This is a genomic window from Burkholderia sp. Bp8986 (assembly GCF_003854225.1).
Taxonomy (GTDB): Bacteria; Pseudomonadota; Gammaproteobacteria; order Burkholderiales; family Burkholderiaceae; genus Burkholderia.
In genome coordinates, this window is sequence record NZ_QTQM01000034.1 from 68,508 (window position 1) to 83,622 (window position 15,115).

At 67.6% G+C, this 15,115-nt stretch carries 16 protein-coding genes; 2 read left to right on the forward strand and 14 right to left on the reverse strand.

Going from position 1 to position 15,115, the window contains the following annotated elements; translation table 11 throughout:
* Nucleotides 1-7: 7 nt before the first annotated feature.
* From DID99_RS26075 to DID99_RS26125, 11 genes are all read right to left on the reverse strand, one after another.
* Nucleotides 8-541, reverse strand: coding sequence for a type II secretion system protein (locus DID99_RS26075; protein WP_124667773.1), 534 nt, complete (start codon nt 539-541; stop codon nt 8-10).
* A gap of 3 nt (nt 542-544) precedes the next feature.
* Nucleotides 545-2,887, reverse strand: a complete 2,343-nt coding sequence (locus tag DID99_RS26080) for a type IV pilus secretin PilQ (RefSeq protein WP_124667774.1) — start codon at nt 2,885-2,887, stop codon at nt 545-547.
* Nucleotides 2,888-3,523, reverse strand: coding sequence for a hypothetical protein (locus DID99_RS26085; RefSeq protein WP_124667775.1), 636 nt, complete (start codon nt 3,521-3,523; stop codon nt 2,888-2,890).
* On the reverse strand, nt 3,520-4,086 hold the full coding sequence (locus DID99_RS26090; RefSeq protein ID WP_124667776.1) for a hypothetical protein: 567 nt from the start codon (nt 4,084-4,086) through the stop codon (nt 3,520-3,522). Before DID99_RS26090 ends, DID99_RS26085 begins: the two co-directional genes overlap by 4 nt.
* The gene (locus DID99_RS26095) at nt 4,083-4,613 is read right to left on the reverse strand and encodes a hypothetical protein (protein ID WP_124667777.1); all 531 of its coding nucleotides are present in this window, start codon (nt 4,611-4,613) and stop codon (nt 4,083-4,085) included. The genes DID99_RS26090 and DID99_RS26095 overlap by 4 nt, the downstream gene beginning before the upstream one ends.
* Entirely contained in the window at nt 4,610-5,485 is an 876-nt protein-coding gene (locus tag DID99_RS26100) for a hypothetical protein (protein WP_124667778.1), read from the reverse strand. The genes DID99_RS26095 and DID99_RS26100 overlap by 4 nt, the downstream gene beginning before the upstream one ends.
* Nucleotides 5,466-7,184 (reverse strand): GspE/PulE family protein, encoded by a 1,719-nt coding sequence (locus DID99_RS26105; RefSeq protein ID WP_124667779.1) that lies wholly within the window; start codon nt 7,182-7,184, stop codon nt 5,466-5,468. The genes DID99_RS26100 and DID99_RS26105 overlap by 20 nt, the downstream gene beginning before the upstream one ends.
* A gap of 17 nt (nt 7,185-7,201) precedes the next feature.
* Nucleotides 7,202-8,404 carry a type II secretion system F family protein gene (locus DID99_RS26110; RefSeq protein WP_124487507.1) on the reverse strand — a complete coding sequence of 401 codons (1,203 nt, stop codon included), beginning with the start codon at nt 8,402-8,404 and terminating at the stop codon, nt 7,202-7,204.
* Between the two features lie 56 nt (nt 8,405-8,460).
* Nucleotides 8,461-8,877, reverse strand: coding sequence for a type II secretion system major pseudopilin GspG (gspG, locus tag DID99_RS26115; protein WP_257776050.1), 417 nt, complete (start codon nt 8,875-8,877; stop codon nt 8,461-8,463).
* A 216-nt stretch (nt 8,878-9,093) separates the two neighbouring features.
* Nucleotides 9,094-9,768 carry a response regulator transcription factor gene (locus DID99_RS26120; RefSeq protein WP_124667780.1) on the reverse strand — a complete coding sequence of 225 codons (675 nt, stop codon included), beginning with the start codon at nt 9,766-9,768 and terminating at the stop codon, nt 9,094-9,096.
* 29 nt (nt 9,769-9,797) lie between these two features.
* Entirely contained in the window at nt 9,798-10,448 is a 651-nt protein-coding gene (locus DID99_RS26125; protein WP_260444712.1) for an SCO family protein, read from the reverse strand.
* Between the two features lie 601 nt (nt 10,449-11,049).
* Between DID99_RS26125 and DID99_RS26130 the strand changes: the two genes are divergently transcribed.
* Nucleotides 11,050-12,168 carry an ATP-binding protein gene (locus tag DID99_RS26130; protein WP_124667781.1) on the forward strand — a complete coding sequence of 373 codons (1,119 nt, stop codon included), beginning with the start codon at nt 11,050-11,052 and terminating at the stop codon, nt 12,166-12,168.
* A 13-nt stretch (nt 12,169-12,181) separates the two neighbouring features.
* Here DID99_RS26130 and DID99_RS26135 read toward each other — a convergent pair whose 3' ends face one another.
* The gene (locus tag DID99_RS26135) at nt 12,182-12,961 is read right to left on the reverse strand and encodes a response regulator transcription factor (RefSeq protein WP_044849151.1); all 780 of its coding nucleotides are present in this window, start codon (nt 12,959-12,961) and stop codon (nt 12,182-12,184) included.
* 533 nt (nt 12,962-13,494) lie between these two features.
* Here DID99_RS26135 and DID99_RS26140 point away from each other — a divergent pair.
* Nucleotides 13,495-14,133 (forward strand): lytic transglycosylase domain-containing protein, encoded by a 639-nt coding sequence (locus DID99_RS26140; RefSeq protein ID WP_124667782.1) that lies wholly within the window; start codon nt 13,495-13,497, stop codon nt 14,131-14,133.
* A 157-nt stretch (nt 14,134-14,290) separates the two neighbouring features.
* Here DID99_RS26140 and DID99_RS26145 read toward each other — a convergent pair whose 3' ends face one another.
* Nucleotides 14,291-14,800 (reverse strand): DUF1269 domain-containing protein, encoded by a 510-nt coding sequence (locus DID99_RS26145; protein WP_124523912.1) that lies wholly within the window; start codon nt 14,798-14,800, stop codon nt 14,291-14,293.
* Nucleotides 14,801-14,935: 135 nt separating this feature from the next.
* The coding region (ccsA, locus tag DID99_RS26150) for a cytochrome c biogenesis protein CcsA (RefSeq protein WP_185500368.1) at nt 14,936-15,115 on the reverse strand (180 nt) is incomplete at its 5' end.

The window sequence follows — 15,115 nt, forward strand, 5'->3', positions numbered from 1 at the left end:
TGAACCGTCACCATTGTTTGTACGGAATGCCGTTGATGCCGACACGAGCGGATTTCGAGGTCACGTCGAACACGTCCTTGCCGGGCTCCATGGCGGCAGGAGCCGCGTCGGCCGACGGGTCCGGTGGCGTGCCGTACGCGCGCACATCCCAGGTTTCCTCGGCCGGCGTATCGGGATCGCCGGCGAAGAACGGATCGCGCGGCACGCGGCGCAGGAACGTCATCATGCCGCCCTTCGGGTCGCGGACGTTCTTCACGCCCGTCACGAGCACGGCCAGCGACGGCGGATAGCCGGACGCTTCCGCCTCCTTTTCGATCTGCCCCGCATCGCTCGCATCCTTGTACGCATCGAGCGCCGTGCGAATCTCGCGCAACGCGGCACTCAGTTCCTGCTCCTTCTGGCGCTGCACGATCAGTTCGGAGAACGGCATGATCGCGAGCGCGAGGATCGACACGAGCGCGAGGGTGATGACCATCTCGATCAACGTGAAGCCGCGCCGGCCGACGCGGCCAATGCGAGGCGCTGCGCGGCGGGCGTTCACGGCTCACTTCCCGATCGGGCGAAGCGGGTTTTCGTTCGGGATATCGCCCGCCGGCATCTGCAGCGTCGGAGCGGGCGCCGCCGGCGCGGCGGCCGGCGCATTGGCCGCCGCGGCCGCCTGCTCGGCCGGTGCCGGCGACGCAACCGGCGTCACGGTGGTGCCCGGCGCGGGCGCCACTTCATTGCCCGCCGGCGCGGCCGCCTGCGGCGCGCCGCCAGCCGGCTGCTCCGCCGCGGCGGTCCCGGCGGCCGGCGCGGGCAACGCCGGCTGTGGCCGCGCGAACCGCCCGCCGTACGGGTCGGGCGGCGGCGTCGTGCGCGGTGCGGCCGGCAGCTGCCCGAACGCGCCGCTCTGCGGCGATGGCTGCGCACGGTTCGCCGCGGCCTCCAGCGGCGACGGCGCCGCGCCGCCCGACGTCCCGCCGCCCACGCTGCCCGGAACGACCTTCGCCTCCGGCGCCGCGGGTGCCTTCGCCTCTGGCGCCGCCGGCGCCTTCGCGTCCGTCGCCGCGGGCGCCTCCGCATTCAGCGCCACCGGGTCGAGTCGCAGTTGGTCGGCATGCACGTTGACGTCGGTGCCCGACCACACTTCCTGCGTGTCCGCATCCGCCGCAACCTGCGGCCGGACGATATGCGGCGTGATCTGCAGCACGATCTCGGTCTTCTTGTGATCGCCGCCGTGATCCGAGAACAGGCGGCCGAGCACCGGCAACTGGCCGAGACCCGGCACCTTGTTCGCGTTGCGGCGGTCCTCGTCCGAAATCAGGCCGCCCATGATCTGCGTTTCGCCGTCCCGAAGCCGCAGGCTGGTCGACGCGCTGCGCGTGCCGATCTGATACGCGAGCGAACTCAGCCCCTGCGAGTTGCCGCTCGAGATCGTGTTGGTGATGTTGCTGACTTCGAGATTCAGCTTGATGCCGACGTCGCCGTCGCGATAAACCTGCGGCTCGACCTCAAGCTTGATGCCCACGTCGAGGTACTGGATCATCTGCGTAAATGACGGGCCGCTGGTGCTCGGCGTGCTCGAGCTCGAAATCACCGGCACCTTGTCGCCGATCATGATGCGCGCCTTCTCCTTGTTGCGCGCGCGGATGCGCGGGCTCGCGAGCAGGTTCGCGTCGGTGTCGGTCAGCTTGAAGTCCGCGGTGGCCGACAGGCCGCTCACGTTCAGCGCATTGATCGGCAGATGGTGCAGCACGCCCCAGGTATCGGCCGAGCTCGGCGTCGACACCGTAAACGAGTTCGGCCAGTTGATGCCGAGTTGCGATATCCGGTCGTGCGATACCTCCAGCACCTCGACCTCGAGCATCACCTCCGGCTCCGGCAAGTCCTGGGCGGTGATCATTTCCTCGGCGACCTTGATCGTGTCCGGCGTGCCGCGGATCGTCACCGAGTTCGCGCGCTCGTCGATCACGGCCTCCTTCACCTTCAGCAGGCTCTTCAGCAGCGACTGGATCTGCTTCGCATCGACGTTCGACAGCTGGAACGTGCGCACCTTGAGCTCCTGGTATTCGAGCTCCTTGGCCGGCGTCGCCGGGTAGATGAACAGCGTGTTCGCATTCATCTGCTTCTTGTCGAGCTGGTTCTGCAACAGGATCATGTCGACCGTGTCCTGCAGCAACGCGTTCTGCACGAAGATCGTCGTCTTCAGGTCGGCGCGCACGTCGCGATCGAAAATGACGTTCAGCCCGGACGTGCGCGACAAGGCCTCGAACACCATCCGCACGTTCGCGTCGCGGAACTGCAGCGACACCGGCGTGCGCATGATCGACGACGCCGCGAGCTTGTCGTCGCGGTCCGCGTGTTGCTGGCGGTGCTTTTCGTCGAGTTCCGCCTGCATCCGCATCGCCATCGCATTGGCCGGATCCTCGACCAGCACACGATGCACGCGTTCGGCGGCCTGCGCGTACGAACCGCGCTTCATCATGCGGTCCGCTTCCTGCAGGATCGCGAGATGCTTGCGGTCCTGGTCGATCATCGCGCCGATCCGGCGCGCGCGCTCGCTGGTCGGATCGAGCTGCTTCGCCATGTAGACGGAGCGCGCCGCGTCGTCGAATTCGTTCTGCTGACGAAACGCGTCCGCGTTGTCGAGCAGCTGGCCGACCGCGTCGTTGCGCTCGTGCAAGGCGTCGATCTTCACCTGCGCATTGGTCGGATCGTCCTGAAGGTTCGGCACATGCGCGCAACCGCCGCATGCGAGCAGCGCCACGGCGATCGCCAGCGCGCGTTGCGTCGCGCAGCGGGGCGCCGGTGCGGGTCGCGCACCGGCCGGGGTGACGGCGCAAAGGTGTGTCGACGGGCCGCCGTCCCCGTTGCGGCGCACATCCCGTGTCAGTACGGTTTCCATTTACTTTCCTTCCACTGAAATGGGCACCATCTGGATCTGGTTCAGCGGCAGATAGGTGAGCACCACGTTCGACTCGGACACCGACTCGACGCGATACTGGCTGTCGATCACATCGCCCGGCGAAACGATCAGCAACTGGTCTCCGTTGCCGAGAAACACTTGCGGCTTCGCCGACTTGGCATCCTGCTGGCCGAGATAGATGAACGGCACCGGCGGCGCGGTCGGCGGCGCCGGACGCGCTTCGGGCGGCGGCGGCTCGACGGGCGGCGGCGGCAGCCATGACGACGCCGTGAAGGGATCATGCGCAGCTTCGACGGACACGGGCGCCCGCAATGCGGCGAGCTGTTCCCGCGCGGTCGCCGCCGCGTCATGCGGCGCGGGTACGTCATGCGCCGCGGGCAACGACGCGGGCGCAGGCGCCGCGGCATGCGAGGCCGCCGCAAGGCGTGCGCGTGCCGGCGCGGGCGCCACGCGCGCACCGTCGCGATGGACGATGCCGCTTGCAGCGGCCGGAGCCGGCTGCTGCATCGCCGCCACCAGCACGCGATATCCGGTACCGGCGACGACGAGGCAGCCCAGCACGAGCACGAGCACGAGTCGATTGCGCGACGCGGGTTTCATGACGGCGGAGATCATGGCTGGGCGCTCCGATAGACGAGTTCGAAACGAACCCGCGCGTCGAGAATGCTGCTGCCCACCGCCGGACGCTCGACGTGGATTTCCTGCAGCGCCGCGTTCGGCACGTGGTTCAGCACCGACGCGAGAAAATGCCGGATCGCGCCGTACTGATCCTTCACGGGCAGCAGCATCTGGTAGCGCGTGAAGCGCGCCCCCGACTCGGTCGTCATCTGGTACTCGGCGGAGCCGAGCGCCAGATGGCGGTCGCGCGCCTGCTCGAAGATCGACGCGATGTCGTCCGCGCTTTGCGAAAAGCGCGGAAAGAGCGCCGGCAACGTGTCGAGCGTCGTCGCGTCCGCCGCCGTGCCGCGCACGTCGGCCGGACGATGGCCGCGTGCGGCGCGCACGACGCCCGCCGGCGCCTGCATCGCGCGCGTGTCGGCCTCCACGCCGGCGAGCGCCGCATACGTGATGCCCGCGGCACCGAGCATCAGGATCCCGGCGAGCCCCGGCAGGCCGAATGCACGGCGCCACGCGAACCGAAGCGTGAGCAGGCGGTCCGCGAAACGATCGGCTTTCATGATTTCCTCCAGACGGCCGTGATCTGGAAACGCACCGGCTTTCCCGCCACGTTCTCCTCGACGAGGTGGCCGTTGAGCGTCGCCTCGCGCAGCACGTCGCTCGTCTGCAAGTACTTCAGGTACGCGATCATCGCGTCCGGGTCCTTCGCTTCGGCCGTGATGCGAATCTGGCCCTGTGCCGGGTTCTGGTCGATGCCGATCAGTGCGACGTCATGGCCCGGATAGTCTTCGACGATCGAGAAGAGCGTCTGCCACGGCACGGTCAGTTCGCGCAGCACGGCCTGGCTCTGCTTTTCCGCGAGCCGCGCGGCCGCGCTCGGCGGCGGCTTCACGACGTGCTGCTGCGCGAACGTGCGATGCTGGACGAGCGCCAGCGCGTCCCGGATGCGATCGTTCTCCGCATACGCGTGCCAGAGCCGGACGGCGCACGCGCCCCACAGCAGCGCGGCGACGCCGAGCAGGATCGCGCCGCTTACGCCGATACGGGCGCGGCGCCGGCAAAAATCGATGTCGAGCGTGCGGCTCATGATGCGTACTCCAGCAACCGGCGCGCAGGCGAACCGTCGAGCGTCGCGCGGCCCGGCAGCACGGCCGCGGCAAAACGCGCCTCGAACGGCGCGGCATCCGTGTCGACGCCGCACAGATAGACCTTGCAGTCGTCGCGCGTCAGGCCCGTGCGCGTCGCCGAGCGTTCGAACAGCTGCTCGGCGAGTTCGGCGAGCCTCGACGCATCGCCGGACTCGCCCGGAAAGAGGCGCTGCGCGTCGTACGCGGTCCACTCGCCGCGCTCGATCATGACCGCCTGCAGCAACGCCTCGCCGACGACGAGCAGCATCGCGTCGCCGTCCGGCTTCACCGCGACCCGATCGAGCGTCTCCGGAAGCCCCGCGCGCAGGCAGCGGATGCGGACGTCGCCGGCTGCGCCCGTCCCGAGAATGCCGTCGTACAGCGTGCGCGGCAGCGCGCTGGCAAAGAGCACACGGCCACCGCGCCGCACGTCGAAGCGCGTGACCAGCGACTCGGCGGCGACCCCGTAGGTGTCGGAGAAATGCGCGAGCGCGATGTCCTCGAGTTCGCGAGCATGCAGCGCGCGGAAGTCGCCGCGCAGGATCGCATGGCAACACCAGAAATCGTCGAGCACGATGTGCGCGCCGCGCGCGGGCGGCCGCTTCGCGTTGCCGTCGCTGCCGGCCGTCGTGGCCGTCGCGGCCAGCGCGGCAGCCAGCGCGTCGAGCACCCCCGTCTCGCTCCCGAACCGTTCGTCGGGGATGACGACGCTGAGCGGATCGGCGGCGAACCCGCGCCGGCCCGGCCGCCACAGTGCGCGCGGGCGGATGCCGACGACGATCTCGCGCGTGCCGACGCCGATCGCGAGCCGATCATTCGACCATGGTGACACGATTGATCTCCTCGAGCGTCGTTTCGCCGCGCCTCACCAGGTCGATCGCCGATGCGCGCAACGTCGTCATGCCGTAGCGCAGCGCCGCCGCCTTGATGTGCCCGAGCGGCGCGCGCTCCGACAGCAGTTGCCGCAGTTCGTCGTTCATGCGCAGCGCCTCCGCGATCGCGCGCCGGCCGCGATAGCCGCTGCCGCGGCACATCGCGCACCCGGTACCGCGGCGAAACAGGTAGCTGCCGGCCGTGTCCGGGTCGATGCCCGAGCTGGCGAGCGCATCCGCGTCGACCGTGTCCTCGTCCAGGCAGTCCGGACAGCACTGGCGCAGCAGCCGCTGCGCGATCACGCCGTTCAGCGCCGATACGAAGCTGTACGGATCGACCTCCATGTTCGTGAAACGGCCGATCACGTCGAACACGTTGTTCGCATGCACGGTGGTGAACACCTGGTGGCCGGTCAGCGCGGCCTGCACGGCGATCTGCGCGGTTTCGGGATCGCGGATTTCGCCGACCATGATCTTGTCCGGATCGTGCCGCAGGATCGACCGCAAGCCGCGCGCGAACGTCAGGCCCTTCGCCTCGTTGACCGGTATCTGCAGGATCTCGCCGAGCTGGTATTCGACCGGATCCTCGATCGTCACGATCTTCTCGAGCCCGTTGTTGATTTCGGTGAGGATTGCATAAAGCGTCGTGGTCTTTCCGCTGCCGGTGGGGCCCGTGACGAGCAGCATCCCGTACGGCATCGACGCGACCGACCGCATGAAGCGCGTGTCGGCGGGCTGGAATCCCAGCGCCTCGAGCGTCAGGCCGCCCGACGCCTGGGACAGCTGGTAGCGGTCGAGAATCCGCAACACCGCGTCCTCGCCGAACTGGTTCGGCATGATCGATACGCGAAAATCGATCTCGCGTCCGGCGTACATCGCCTTGAAGCGCCCGTCCTGCGGAATGCGGCGCTCCGCGATATCGAGCTCGGAGATCACCTTCACGCGCGACAGCACCTGGTCCGCGACGTCGCGGCCCTCGACGCGCCCCACCACCGTCAGCACGCCATCGACCCGGCACTTGATCATCAAGCCGTTCGCCCGGCATTCGAGGTGGATGTCGCTCGCCAGCATCTTGAGCGCGTCGTAGATCGTCGAATTGAGCAGACGCACCACCGGGCTGTCGTCGCTGCTGATGCCCTGCAGCGTCAACGCGAGCGACGCCGGATCGGGCGCACTCTGGATCGGATCGTCGAACGCGAGCGAATCCATCGCGCGGATGTCCTTCTCCCGCACGGCGAGATAGGCGCCCAGGTCGCCCGCGCTCGCGAGCGCCCATCCGTACGGCAGCGCCGGGTGCGCACGCATCCGGTGCTCGATCCAGCCGCGCGTGCGGGCATCGAGCGGATCGGCGATCGCGAACAGCAGCGCGCCGCAGTCGGGATCGCGCAGGCACACGCAAAGGCGCGCCGTTGCCTCGACGAACGGCACCAGCTCGAAATCCGGCTCTAGGCGGTTCAGTTCACGCATGCCGATCGGCTTCATCCGGAATTGCGACGCGAGCCGCTCGCGCATCTCGTCCGCGCCCAGCGCCGTCTGCGCCGTCAAGGCCTCGAGCGCGCGCAGGCCCGAACCGTGGCGTTCGCCGAGCGTGCGCAGCAGGTCGCGCAGTTCGGCGTCCGCGTCGGGCGGGTTGTCGGGGGAGGATGTGAGGGTGTCCACGCGCGTCTCCGGGGCGGCTACTGAATGCTCGACGCGATCTCGAAGATCGGCATGTACATCAACACGACGATGCCGCCGATCACCACGCCGATCACGATCATCATCATGGGTTCGATCAGCCGCGAAATCAGGTCGATCGTGCGCGACACCTGCGCTTCCTGAAACGCGGCGATCCGGTCGAGGACGGGCCCGAGCCCGCCGGTCTTCTCGGCCACCGTCAGCAAGCGGTAGCCGATCGCATTCGCGAGACCGGCCTGCTGGAACGCGTCGGACATCTTCGCGCCGTTGCGGACCTGCTGCAGCGCGCGCGCCAGCGCGGCCTGGTCCGCGCGGCCGACGAGGCCGCGTGCGAGATCGAACGCGCGAATGGCGGGAATGCCGCCGTCGACCAGCATCGCCGTCGTGCGATAGAACTGCGACTGGCGAAACACGCGGAAGTGTTGCCCGATGCCGGGCAGCGCCAGCAGCCGATCCGCGAGCCAGATGCGCAGCGCCGGCCGCCGCAGCGCGACACCGGCGGCCACCGCCAGCACCGCGAGGCCGCCGGCCAGCTCGGTGCCGTGCGCGTGCACCATGCCGCCCCACGCCATCAGCAGCCGCGACATCAGCGGCAGCTCGCGGCCGCTGTGTTCGAGCAGCGTCGCGAAGCGCGGCACCACGAAGCCGAGCAGGAACAGCACGACGGCCGCACCGACGAACAGCAGCACCGTCGGGTAGATCGCCGCCGACACGACCCGCGCGCGCAACTCGCGCAGCGTCGCGCTGTTGTGCGAATAGCGCGTCAGGCTGTCGGCCAGGCCGCCGGTCTGCTCGCTCGCCTTCACGCAGGCCACCAGCACCGGCGGAAAGATCGGGCTCGCGTGCTCGAGCGCCGCCGACAACGACTGCCCTTCCTCGAGCTGCCGCAGCAGGTCGCGGCACACCTGTGCGGACGCCTCGCGCCGCGCGTTGCCGCCGAGCGTGCGCAACGCGTCGACGAGGCCGACACCCGCATCGAGCAGCGCCGCCAGCTCGCGCGCGAACATGTCGACGTCGAACCGCGCACGCGGCATGCCGAGCCGGTTCGCGCCGCGCCGCTGCCGCCCGGCGTCCGTGCTGACCGATACGACGCGAAGGCCGCGCGCACGCGCGAGCGAGGCCGCGTTCGCCGGCGAATCGCTGTCGATGCGAAGCGTCTGCACCGAGCCGCTCGTATCGAATACATGCAGCACGAATTTCACGTCGAGCCTCCTTGCGAGCTGCTCACGACGCGCGCCGCGACCGCGGCCATGCGCCCCTACCACGACGAGATCGTCACGTTCTCGCCGGTACCGCCGCCGCGCCCGTCCTTGCCGAGCGAGAACAGGTCGTAGTCGCCGTGCTCGCCGGGTGAACGATACTGATAGGGCCGGTCCCACGGATCCACCGGGACGGCCTTCTGCAGATAGGGGCCGCTCCACCGCGATGCGCTTTGCGGCTTGTTTACGAGCGCATCCAGCCCCTCCTCGGTCGTCGGATAGGTACCGACGTCGAGCCGGTATTGATCCAGCGCCTGGCCGAGCGACACGATCTGCGCACGCGCGATCTTGACGTTGGACTTGCCGACCTGTTCGAAATATCGTGGCGCCACGAGCCCTGCCAGCAACCCGATGATGACCATCACGACGAGCAGCTCGAGCAGCGTGAAGCCGCGACTCGCACACGCGCGGCACACGCGTCGCTCGTCACGCTGCCGCCGGCCCGGCCCGCCGGCCGGGATCGAGAACGATTCGTGGCTCACGGCTGCCTCCCTGTATCGACCCGCGGCACCGGCGCCGCCGATGCCGTTGATTGCATTCTTGTTCACGCCGGTACGGGTCAGAAGTAGGGAGTGCCGTCCATCCCCATGGGTAAATCCCCCCCTGTTGGGCCCTGCCCGAATGGAGGGGATTTACACACGGTCGTCGTCGTTCAGCGCGAGCACGCCGACGTCGATCGCGAAGTGAACGAGGCCGGTCAGGTTCACGACGCCGAGCTTGCGCATGAGATTGGCGCGGTGCTTGTCCACCGTTTTCGGACTGACCTTCAGGCACTCGCCGACCTGCCGGCTCGTGTGCCCTTCGACGACGAGGCGCAACACCGTGCGCTCGCGATTCGTCAGCGCATTCCACAATCGCGCCCGATGCGCGTTCGCGTCGTGCAGCCCGCGCTGGCCGGCGCGGGCGCGATAGGCGTCGAGGCTGACCACGCACTTGCCCTGCATCACGAAGCGCATCTCGCGCACCAGGTCGGCGAACGGCGAATCCTTGACCACGTAGCCGTCCGCGCCGGCGGCAAACGCTTCCCTGACGTTGTCTTCGCTGCGATGAACCGTGAGGACGATGATCCGCGCATGCGGCACGTCGCGCTTGATCGTCGCGATCGCTTCGAAGCCGCTGCCGCCCGGCATGGACAGATCCATCAGGATCAGATCGGGCCGCGTCTTCTCGGCGAGACGGCAGGCCTCGACCCCGCCGCTCGCCGCGCCGACGATGCAGTAGTCGGCCAGCTCGGAAACCAGGTGACTCAGGCCGACCCGCAACAGATGCTGATCCTCGACGATCAGCACACGGTGCTTGTTGTCCAATTTCGACGCTCCTTTCAGAGACGCGATACCTAGTTGGACGCGACGACATCGCGATAGGCCGCGAGCAGCTCGGTCGGCGTCGCGAAGCCGTCGATACGCAGCCACGGCTGGCCCGGCGCAGCCCGCACGAACGTCACCGGCGTGTGGTTCATCTTGTCGCCGCGATACACGTTGAACGCGCGTTGTGCGGCGACGCTCGCATCGACGGTACCGGTGTAGTGCTGCCATTCGGGGCCGGCTTCGAAGCGTGCCGCGTAGGTCCTGAGCCGCTCGGGCGTGTCCGCCTCCGGATCGATCGAGATCGACATGATGTGCACCTTGTCGCGGTCGGTGCCGAGTTCGCCCTGCAGCTGCTCGAGCGTCTGGCTGATCATCGGGCAGATGGTCGTGCAACTGGTGTAGATGAATGTCAGGATCACCGGCCGGCCGTCGTCCAGTTCCTTGGCCAGCGAGACGGTCCGGCCGTCGTCGCGCACGAGCTGGACCGACGGCTCGGCATACTGGACCATCGTGTGCACGGTGCCCGGCATCACGGCGTGATGATGCATGTGCATGCCGGCGGCTCCGGTCGCGCCGTCGGTCATCTGCGAGGCGGCCTTGTCCGCCGGTTTTGCGGCGGGTGCGGCCGGCGCGGGCGCGGCGGGGCTATCGTTGGCGGGCGCCGCGGCGGGCTGCGTCATGGGCTCGGTAGCGGGCTCCGTCGCCTGCTCCGCGGCGGGCTGCATCGCGGGCTCGCTGGCCGGCTCCATCGCGTGCTCCGCGGCGTGCGTCGCCGCGCTGTCGGCGGTGTTTCCGGCGGGATCTTCGACACCGTTCTGCATGGTCATTCCCGTCATGCTCTCGACGGCATCCGGCGCACCATTCTCCGTGACGCTCGTGCTCGCGGCAGCGTTTTCCGCGGCCGCACCGCCGGCGTTCTCGATCGCGCTGCCATCGGGCGCACACCACGCGGGCGTCGCGGCAAGCGCAACGCCCGCGACCACGAGTGCGCCCATCGTCGATCTTCCGATCCTGTTCATACCAGCCTCCCTGAGACGCGCCCAGACAGCGGACAATTCCGTGCCCCGCCACTGAAGTGTCATGAATCCGGTCGCGAGCGTCATGGGATGACGCCCCCCAAAGGCCGGTAGGACATGCCCGCTTGGCGGGATTTCCCGTTGCATACGGAAGGTATTTCCCCAAGACTTACGCGCGAAATCCCCATGTTGCGGGCCGAGTCGGTCACGTCCTAGAATGATCGAAACCTTACGGTTTCCTGAAAACTGCGCTTCGGGAGATACCATGACTGAACGCCAGCCGGAAGGACCACGGATCAGGCTGCTCGATCTGATCGATGCGATGCGCAAGCTGCGCAGCGCGGTGCGTCCCGATGATCGCCGCAGTGCTGTCGTCACCGATGCGCGTGGAGCGGCGCTCGCCATTCTCGCCGACGACGGCACCTTCGTATCGGTCAATCGCAGTGCCGCGGCGGTGTTCGGCTACACGGCCGCCGAACTCGTCGGCCGGCATCTGTCCGACCTGGCGCCCGACGACGCCCACGCCGAGCTGGCGGGCGAGCTGTCCACGAGCGCCGCCCTTCAGCAGCATTCGTTCACTGCAATGCTCAGCGGGCGAAGCGGCCATCCCGCGCGATTCGTCGTACATCAGCAGGCACTTCCCGACACGCACCTGTCGCTGACGCTGTTCGAGGAACCGTCGACGCCCGAGCCTGAACGGCGCGGCGCCGCGGCGAACGATGCGGGCGTGCATGCCTGCAACACCTATCTCCTGATGGGCCAGCAGAAGGAACGGCATCGGCTTGCCGCGGAATTGCACGACGGGCTCGGCCAGGCGCTGACGCTCATCAAGCTGATGAACGAGGACGCGCTCATGCGCATTCGCCGCGGCGAGATCGCCGACGCGACGACGCTGCTCGACGACGCCGTGCTGCGCATCCGCGAGACGATCGGCGAAGTACGCCAGATCTGCGGCGAACTGAGGCCGCCGATACTCGACAAGCTCGGACTGCCGGCCGCGCTCGCTTCGCTGTGCCGGCGCATCGAGCGCGACGCGGACCCGCTGTCGGTGGAGTTCAATTGCGACGTCGACGACGACGACATACCGGATCATCTGAAGGCCGACGCGTTCAGAGTCGCGCAGGAGGCACTCCACAACATCGTCAAGCATGCACAGGCCACCGAGATCGTGCTCAGCCTGCAACACGATGCCGGCCGCCTGATGCTGACGATCGACGACGACGGTGTCGGCTACGAACGTCGCCCGCTTTCGACGGACGACGCGCGCACGGCCGGGCTCGGCCTGATCGGCATGCAGCACCGCATCGAGGCGCACGGCGGCACGTTTGCGATCCAGTCGTCCGCCGCGACGGGCACGCGCGTCTCGGCAACCTGGCCGCTCTGACGCGCAGCCGCGCTCAGCCCTTCACGCCGCCCGCCGGATAGTCGTCCAGCCGCGCGACGGCGCCTGCCGCCTGCACGCCGTCGGCGACTGCGTGCGTCGACACCTCGTCCACGTTCGGCTCCGCGCATTTCGCCGCGAGTGTCGTCAACAGACCCATGTTCATCGCGACGAGCACCAGCTCCGTCAGATTCGCGAGATGGAGCTTGTGCATCATGCTCGCCCGGTACTTCTCGATCGTCTTCGGGCTCAGGTTCAGGTACTGACCGACCTGCCGGTTGGTGCGTCCTTCCGCGATCAGTTTCAGCACGCTGCGTTCGCGTGCGGTCAGGATGTCCCACGCCTTTTTCGGCGCGGGCATTTCGCGACCGCTGACGAACGAGTCGACCATGTAGCCGTACACGTCGGCACTCAGGTGCTTCTTCCCCTGCATGACCATGCGCATCGCGAGCAGCAATTCGTCGAACGAAACGTCCTTGAGCACGTAGCCGTCGACACCCGCGCGCAGCGCCTCGCGCACATACTCTTCGCTCTGGTGCACCGTGAGCGCGACGATCCGGACGGACGGCGTTCGACGCTTGATCGTCGCGCTCGCATCGATGCCGTTCATCCCGCGCATCGACAGATCCATCAGGATCAGGTCCGGCGCGAGCGTCATTGCCTGATGGCATGCCTCCTTGCCGTCCCGCGCTTCGCCGACGACTTCGTAATCGCCTTGTGCGCAAAGCATCGACCGGAGCCCGTTTCTCAGCAGATCGTGATCTTCTGCAATTATCACGCGATATTTAGTATTCACGACTTCCCCCAAGTGTTCCCGCGCCTGCACCCCCGTTGGACATCGATGCCTCGGTTGCACGGTGCCGGACGCTCTTTCTGATGATTTGGTCGGTCCGGTCTGGTGGCCCGCCTCGCGAGCGATTGGCCACGCTCCTCGTCCGAGCAAGGATCGCGCCACCGCGCCGCGCGCGAGCGCCCGCGCCGGGCATGCATCTGCGGAAACGTCGTGCGACGACGGGAATGTTTCAGGCGTGAATCGTTTCGGGGTGGTGCGTCGCATCAGTAAGACTACGGATGGCGGGACTATCCGATCGCTTTCGCCGCGCGAGAAATGATTTCTTCTGCAACCACGGTTGCATCGAGCAGAAAACAACTGTTCCGCGTAAGGATCGTCAACTTCGCCGGATTACCGAATCCTACCGGCGATTCCTTGTGTAACAGTTTTGCACCGCCACCGCGGCAGCGTCTCCGCCGGCATCGAATTGTAGGAGGATGCCCCATTGTCGATGCGATCAACCGACCACGAAAATGCAGATGCAGGAGGCCTGAAAGATGCACTGCCAACCTTCGTCCGGATTACGAAAGACCATCATCGTCGCCGCATGCGCGGGAATCGGCTCGGCATGGTCGTGCGCCGCTCACGCGCAGATATTCGGCATGGTGGCGAAGAACGGGGTCATCGTCCTGACCAACGTGCCCACCACGGTCAATCTGAAAGTGATCGTCGCGGCCGCGAGGCCAGCCGCCAGGCCGGCCGCATCCACGACGAGGCGTGTCGCGCCGAAACACGTCGTCGCGTCGTCGTTCGAGGACGTGATCGCCGAAGCGAGCCGGTCGTTCAACGTTCCGCCCGAACTCCTTCGCGCCGTGATCGACGTCGAATCGGGATACAACCCGAAGGCGGTATCGGACAAGGGCGCGCTCGGGCTCATGCAACTGATGCCGGAAACGGCCCGGCGCTTCTCGGGCGGCGACATGTTCGATCCGCGCGCCAACGTGCTGACCGGCGCACGGTATCTGCGCTTCCTGCTCGACCTGTTCAAGGAAAACGTCGAGCTCACGCTCGCTGCGTACAACGCCGGAGAGAATGCCGTGATTCGGGCCGGGTATCGCATCCCGTCGATGCCGCAGACGCGCGAGTACGTGCCGCGCGTGCTCGCGCGCTACAAGCGGCTGCTCGCCGCGAATTGAAAAACGCGGAAAAACGCGAAACACGCGCGACCCGCGGCAGCCTGCGCGCGGCAATGCTGCCGGCATCGCGCGCACGGCGCGTTGCCGGGCGCCATGAAGCGATGGCGTCCGGCAACGTGTAGCGCCGTAGCGGCCGGCATTCGGCCCGCCCCGCCACTCATGGAAATGCCGGGACAGTCGGATCCTCTCCCTGCAGATGCGCATCCCTATGGTGAAGCCTGATCGCGTCTTCGATCTCGCGAACGCGGTCGGTCGGCACGTCGATCATCATCAGCAGCTCGCCATGCTCGATGCCCTCCTCGAAACGCTTCAGGCGCGTGCTCGGCATGTCGATGCCGATCATCGTCGCCACCCATGCGCCGAAGGCCGCGCCGAACAGCGTGATCGCCACGACGATCCCGCCGCCGATCGGCAAACCCGCGGGCTGGACCAGCAGCAGGATCAGCCCCATCAGCATGCCGGTCGCGGAGCCGACCGCGGTGCCGCGCGCGAGCGACGGCAGCAGGTCGCTGCGTTGCACCAGCGTGGCTTCCGGCAAGTCGTCGCGCCAGACATCGTGATTCGCGAGGCAATGGATATGTCGCCACTCGATTCGCAGCGACAGCAGCTCGCCGACGATCGACCGCGCGCATTGCGCCGTCGGCAACAGAAAATAGACGCGTCTCATGGCAGCTCCTCCTGCGTCGCATCCGGAATGCGGCGATGCTCGTTCGGACATTCTGGTCCGGCACGCCGGCGGCGGGTAGGGGTAATGCTCGCCGAAGTGCATGGGTAGAACACGGTAGGAAACGCCCAGCATGCTTCAGAGTTGCCCGTAGCTGTGCAGCCCGGACAGGAACATGTTGACGCCGAGGAACGCGAATGTCGTCACGCTCAGGCCGGTGAGCGCCCACCAAGCGGCAACCGCGCCGCGCAGGCCCTTCATCAGGCGCATGTGCAGCCAGGCCGCGTAGTTGAGCCACACGATCAGCGCCCAGGTTTC

What these genes read in the sequence shown, in the direction of transcription:
- DID99_RS26140 (WP_124667782.1), top strand. Translation starts at nt 13,495, where the DNA reads ATGCACTGCCAACCTTCGTCCGGATTACGAAAGACCATCATCGTCGCC.
- DID99_RS26085 (WP_124667775.1), bottom strand. Translation starts at nt 3,523, where the DNA reads ATGATCTCCGCCGTCATGAAACCCGCGTCGCGCAATCGACTCGTGCTC.
- DID99_RS26095 (WP_124667777.1), bottom strand. Translation starts at nt 4,613, where the DNA reads ATGAGCCGCACGCTCGACATCGATTTTTGCCGGCGCCGCGCCCGTATC.
- DID99_RS26130 (WP_124667781.1), top strand. Translation starts at nt 11,050, where the DNA reads ATGACTGAACGCCAGCCGGAAGGACCACGGATCAGGCTGCTCGATCTG.
- DID99_RS26125 (WP_260444712.1), bottom strand. Translation starts at nt 10,448, where the DNA reads ATGACGCAGCCCGCCGCGGCGCCCGCCAACGATAGCCCCGCCGCGCCC.
- DID99_RS26090 (WP_124667776.1), bottom strand. Translation starts at nt 4,086, where the DNA reads ATGAAAGCCGATCGTTTCGCGGACCGCCTGCTCACGCTTCGGTTCGCG.
- DID99_RS26080 (WP_124667774.1), bottom strand. Translation starts at nt 2,887, where the DNA reads ATGGAAACCGTACTGACACGGGATGTGCGCCGCAACGGGGACGGCGGC.
- DID99_RS26145 (WP_124523912.1), bottom strand. Translation starts at nt 14,800, where the DNA reads ATGAGACGCGTCTATTTTCTGTTGCCGACGGCGCAATGCGCGCGGTCG.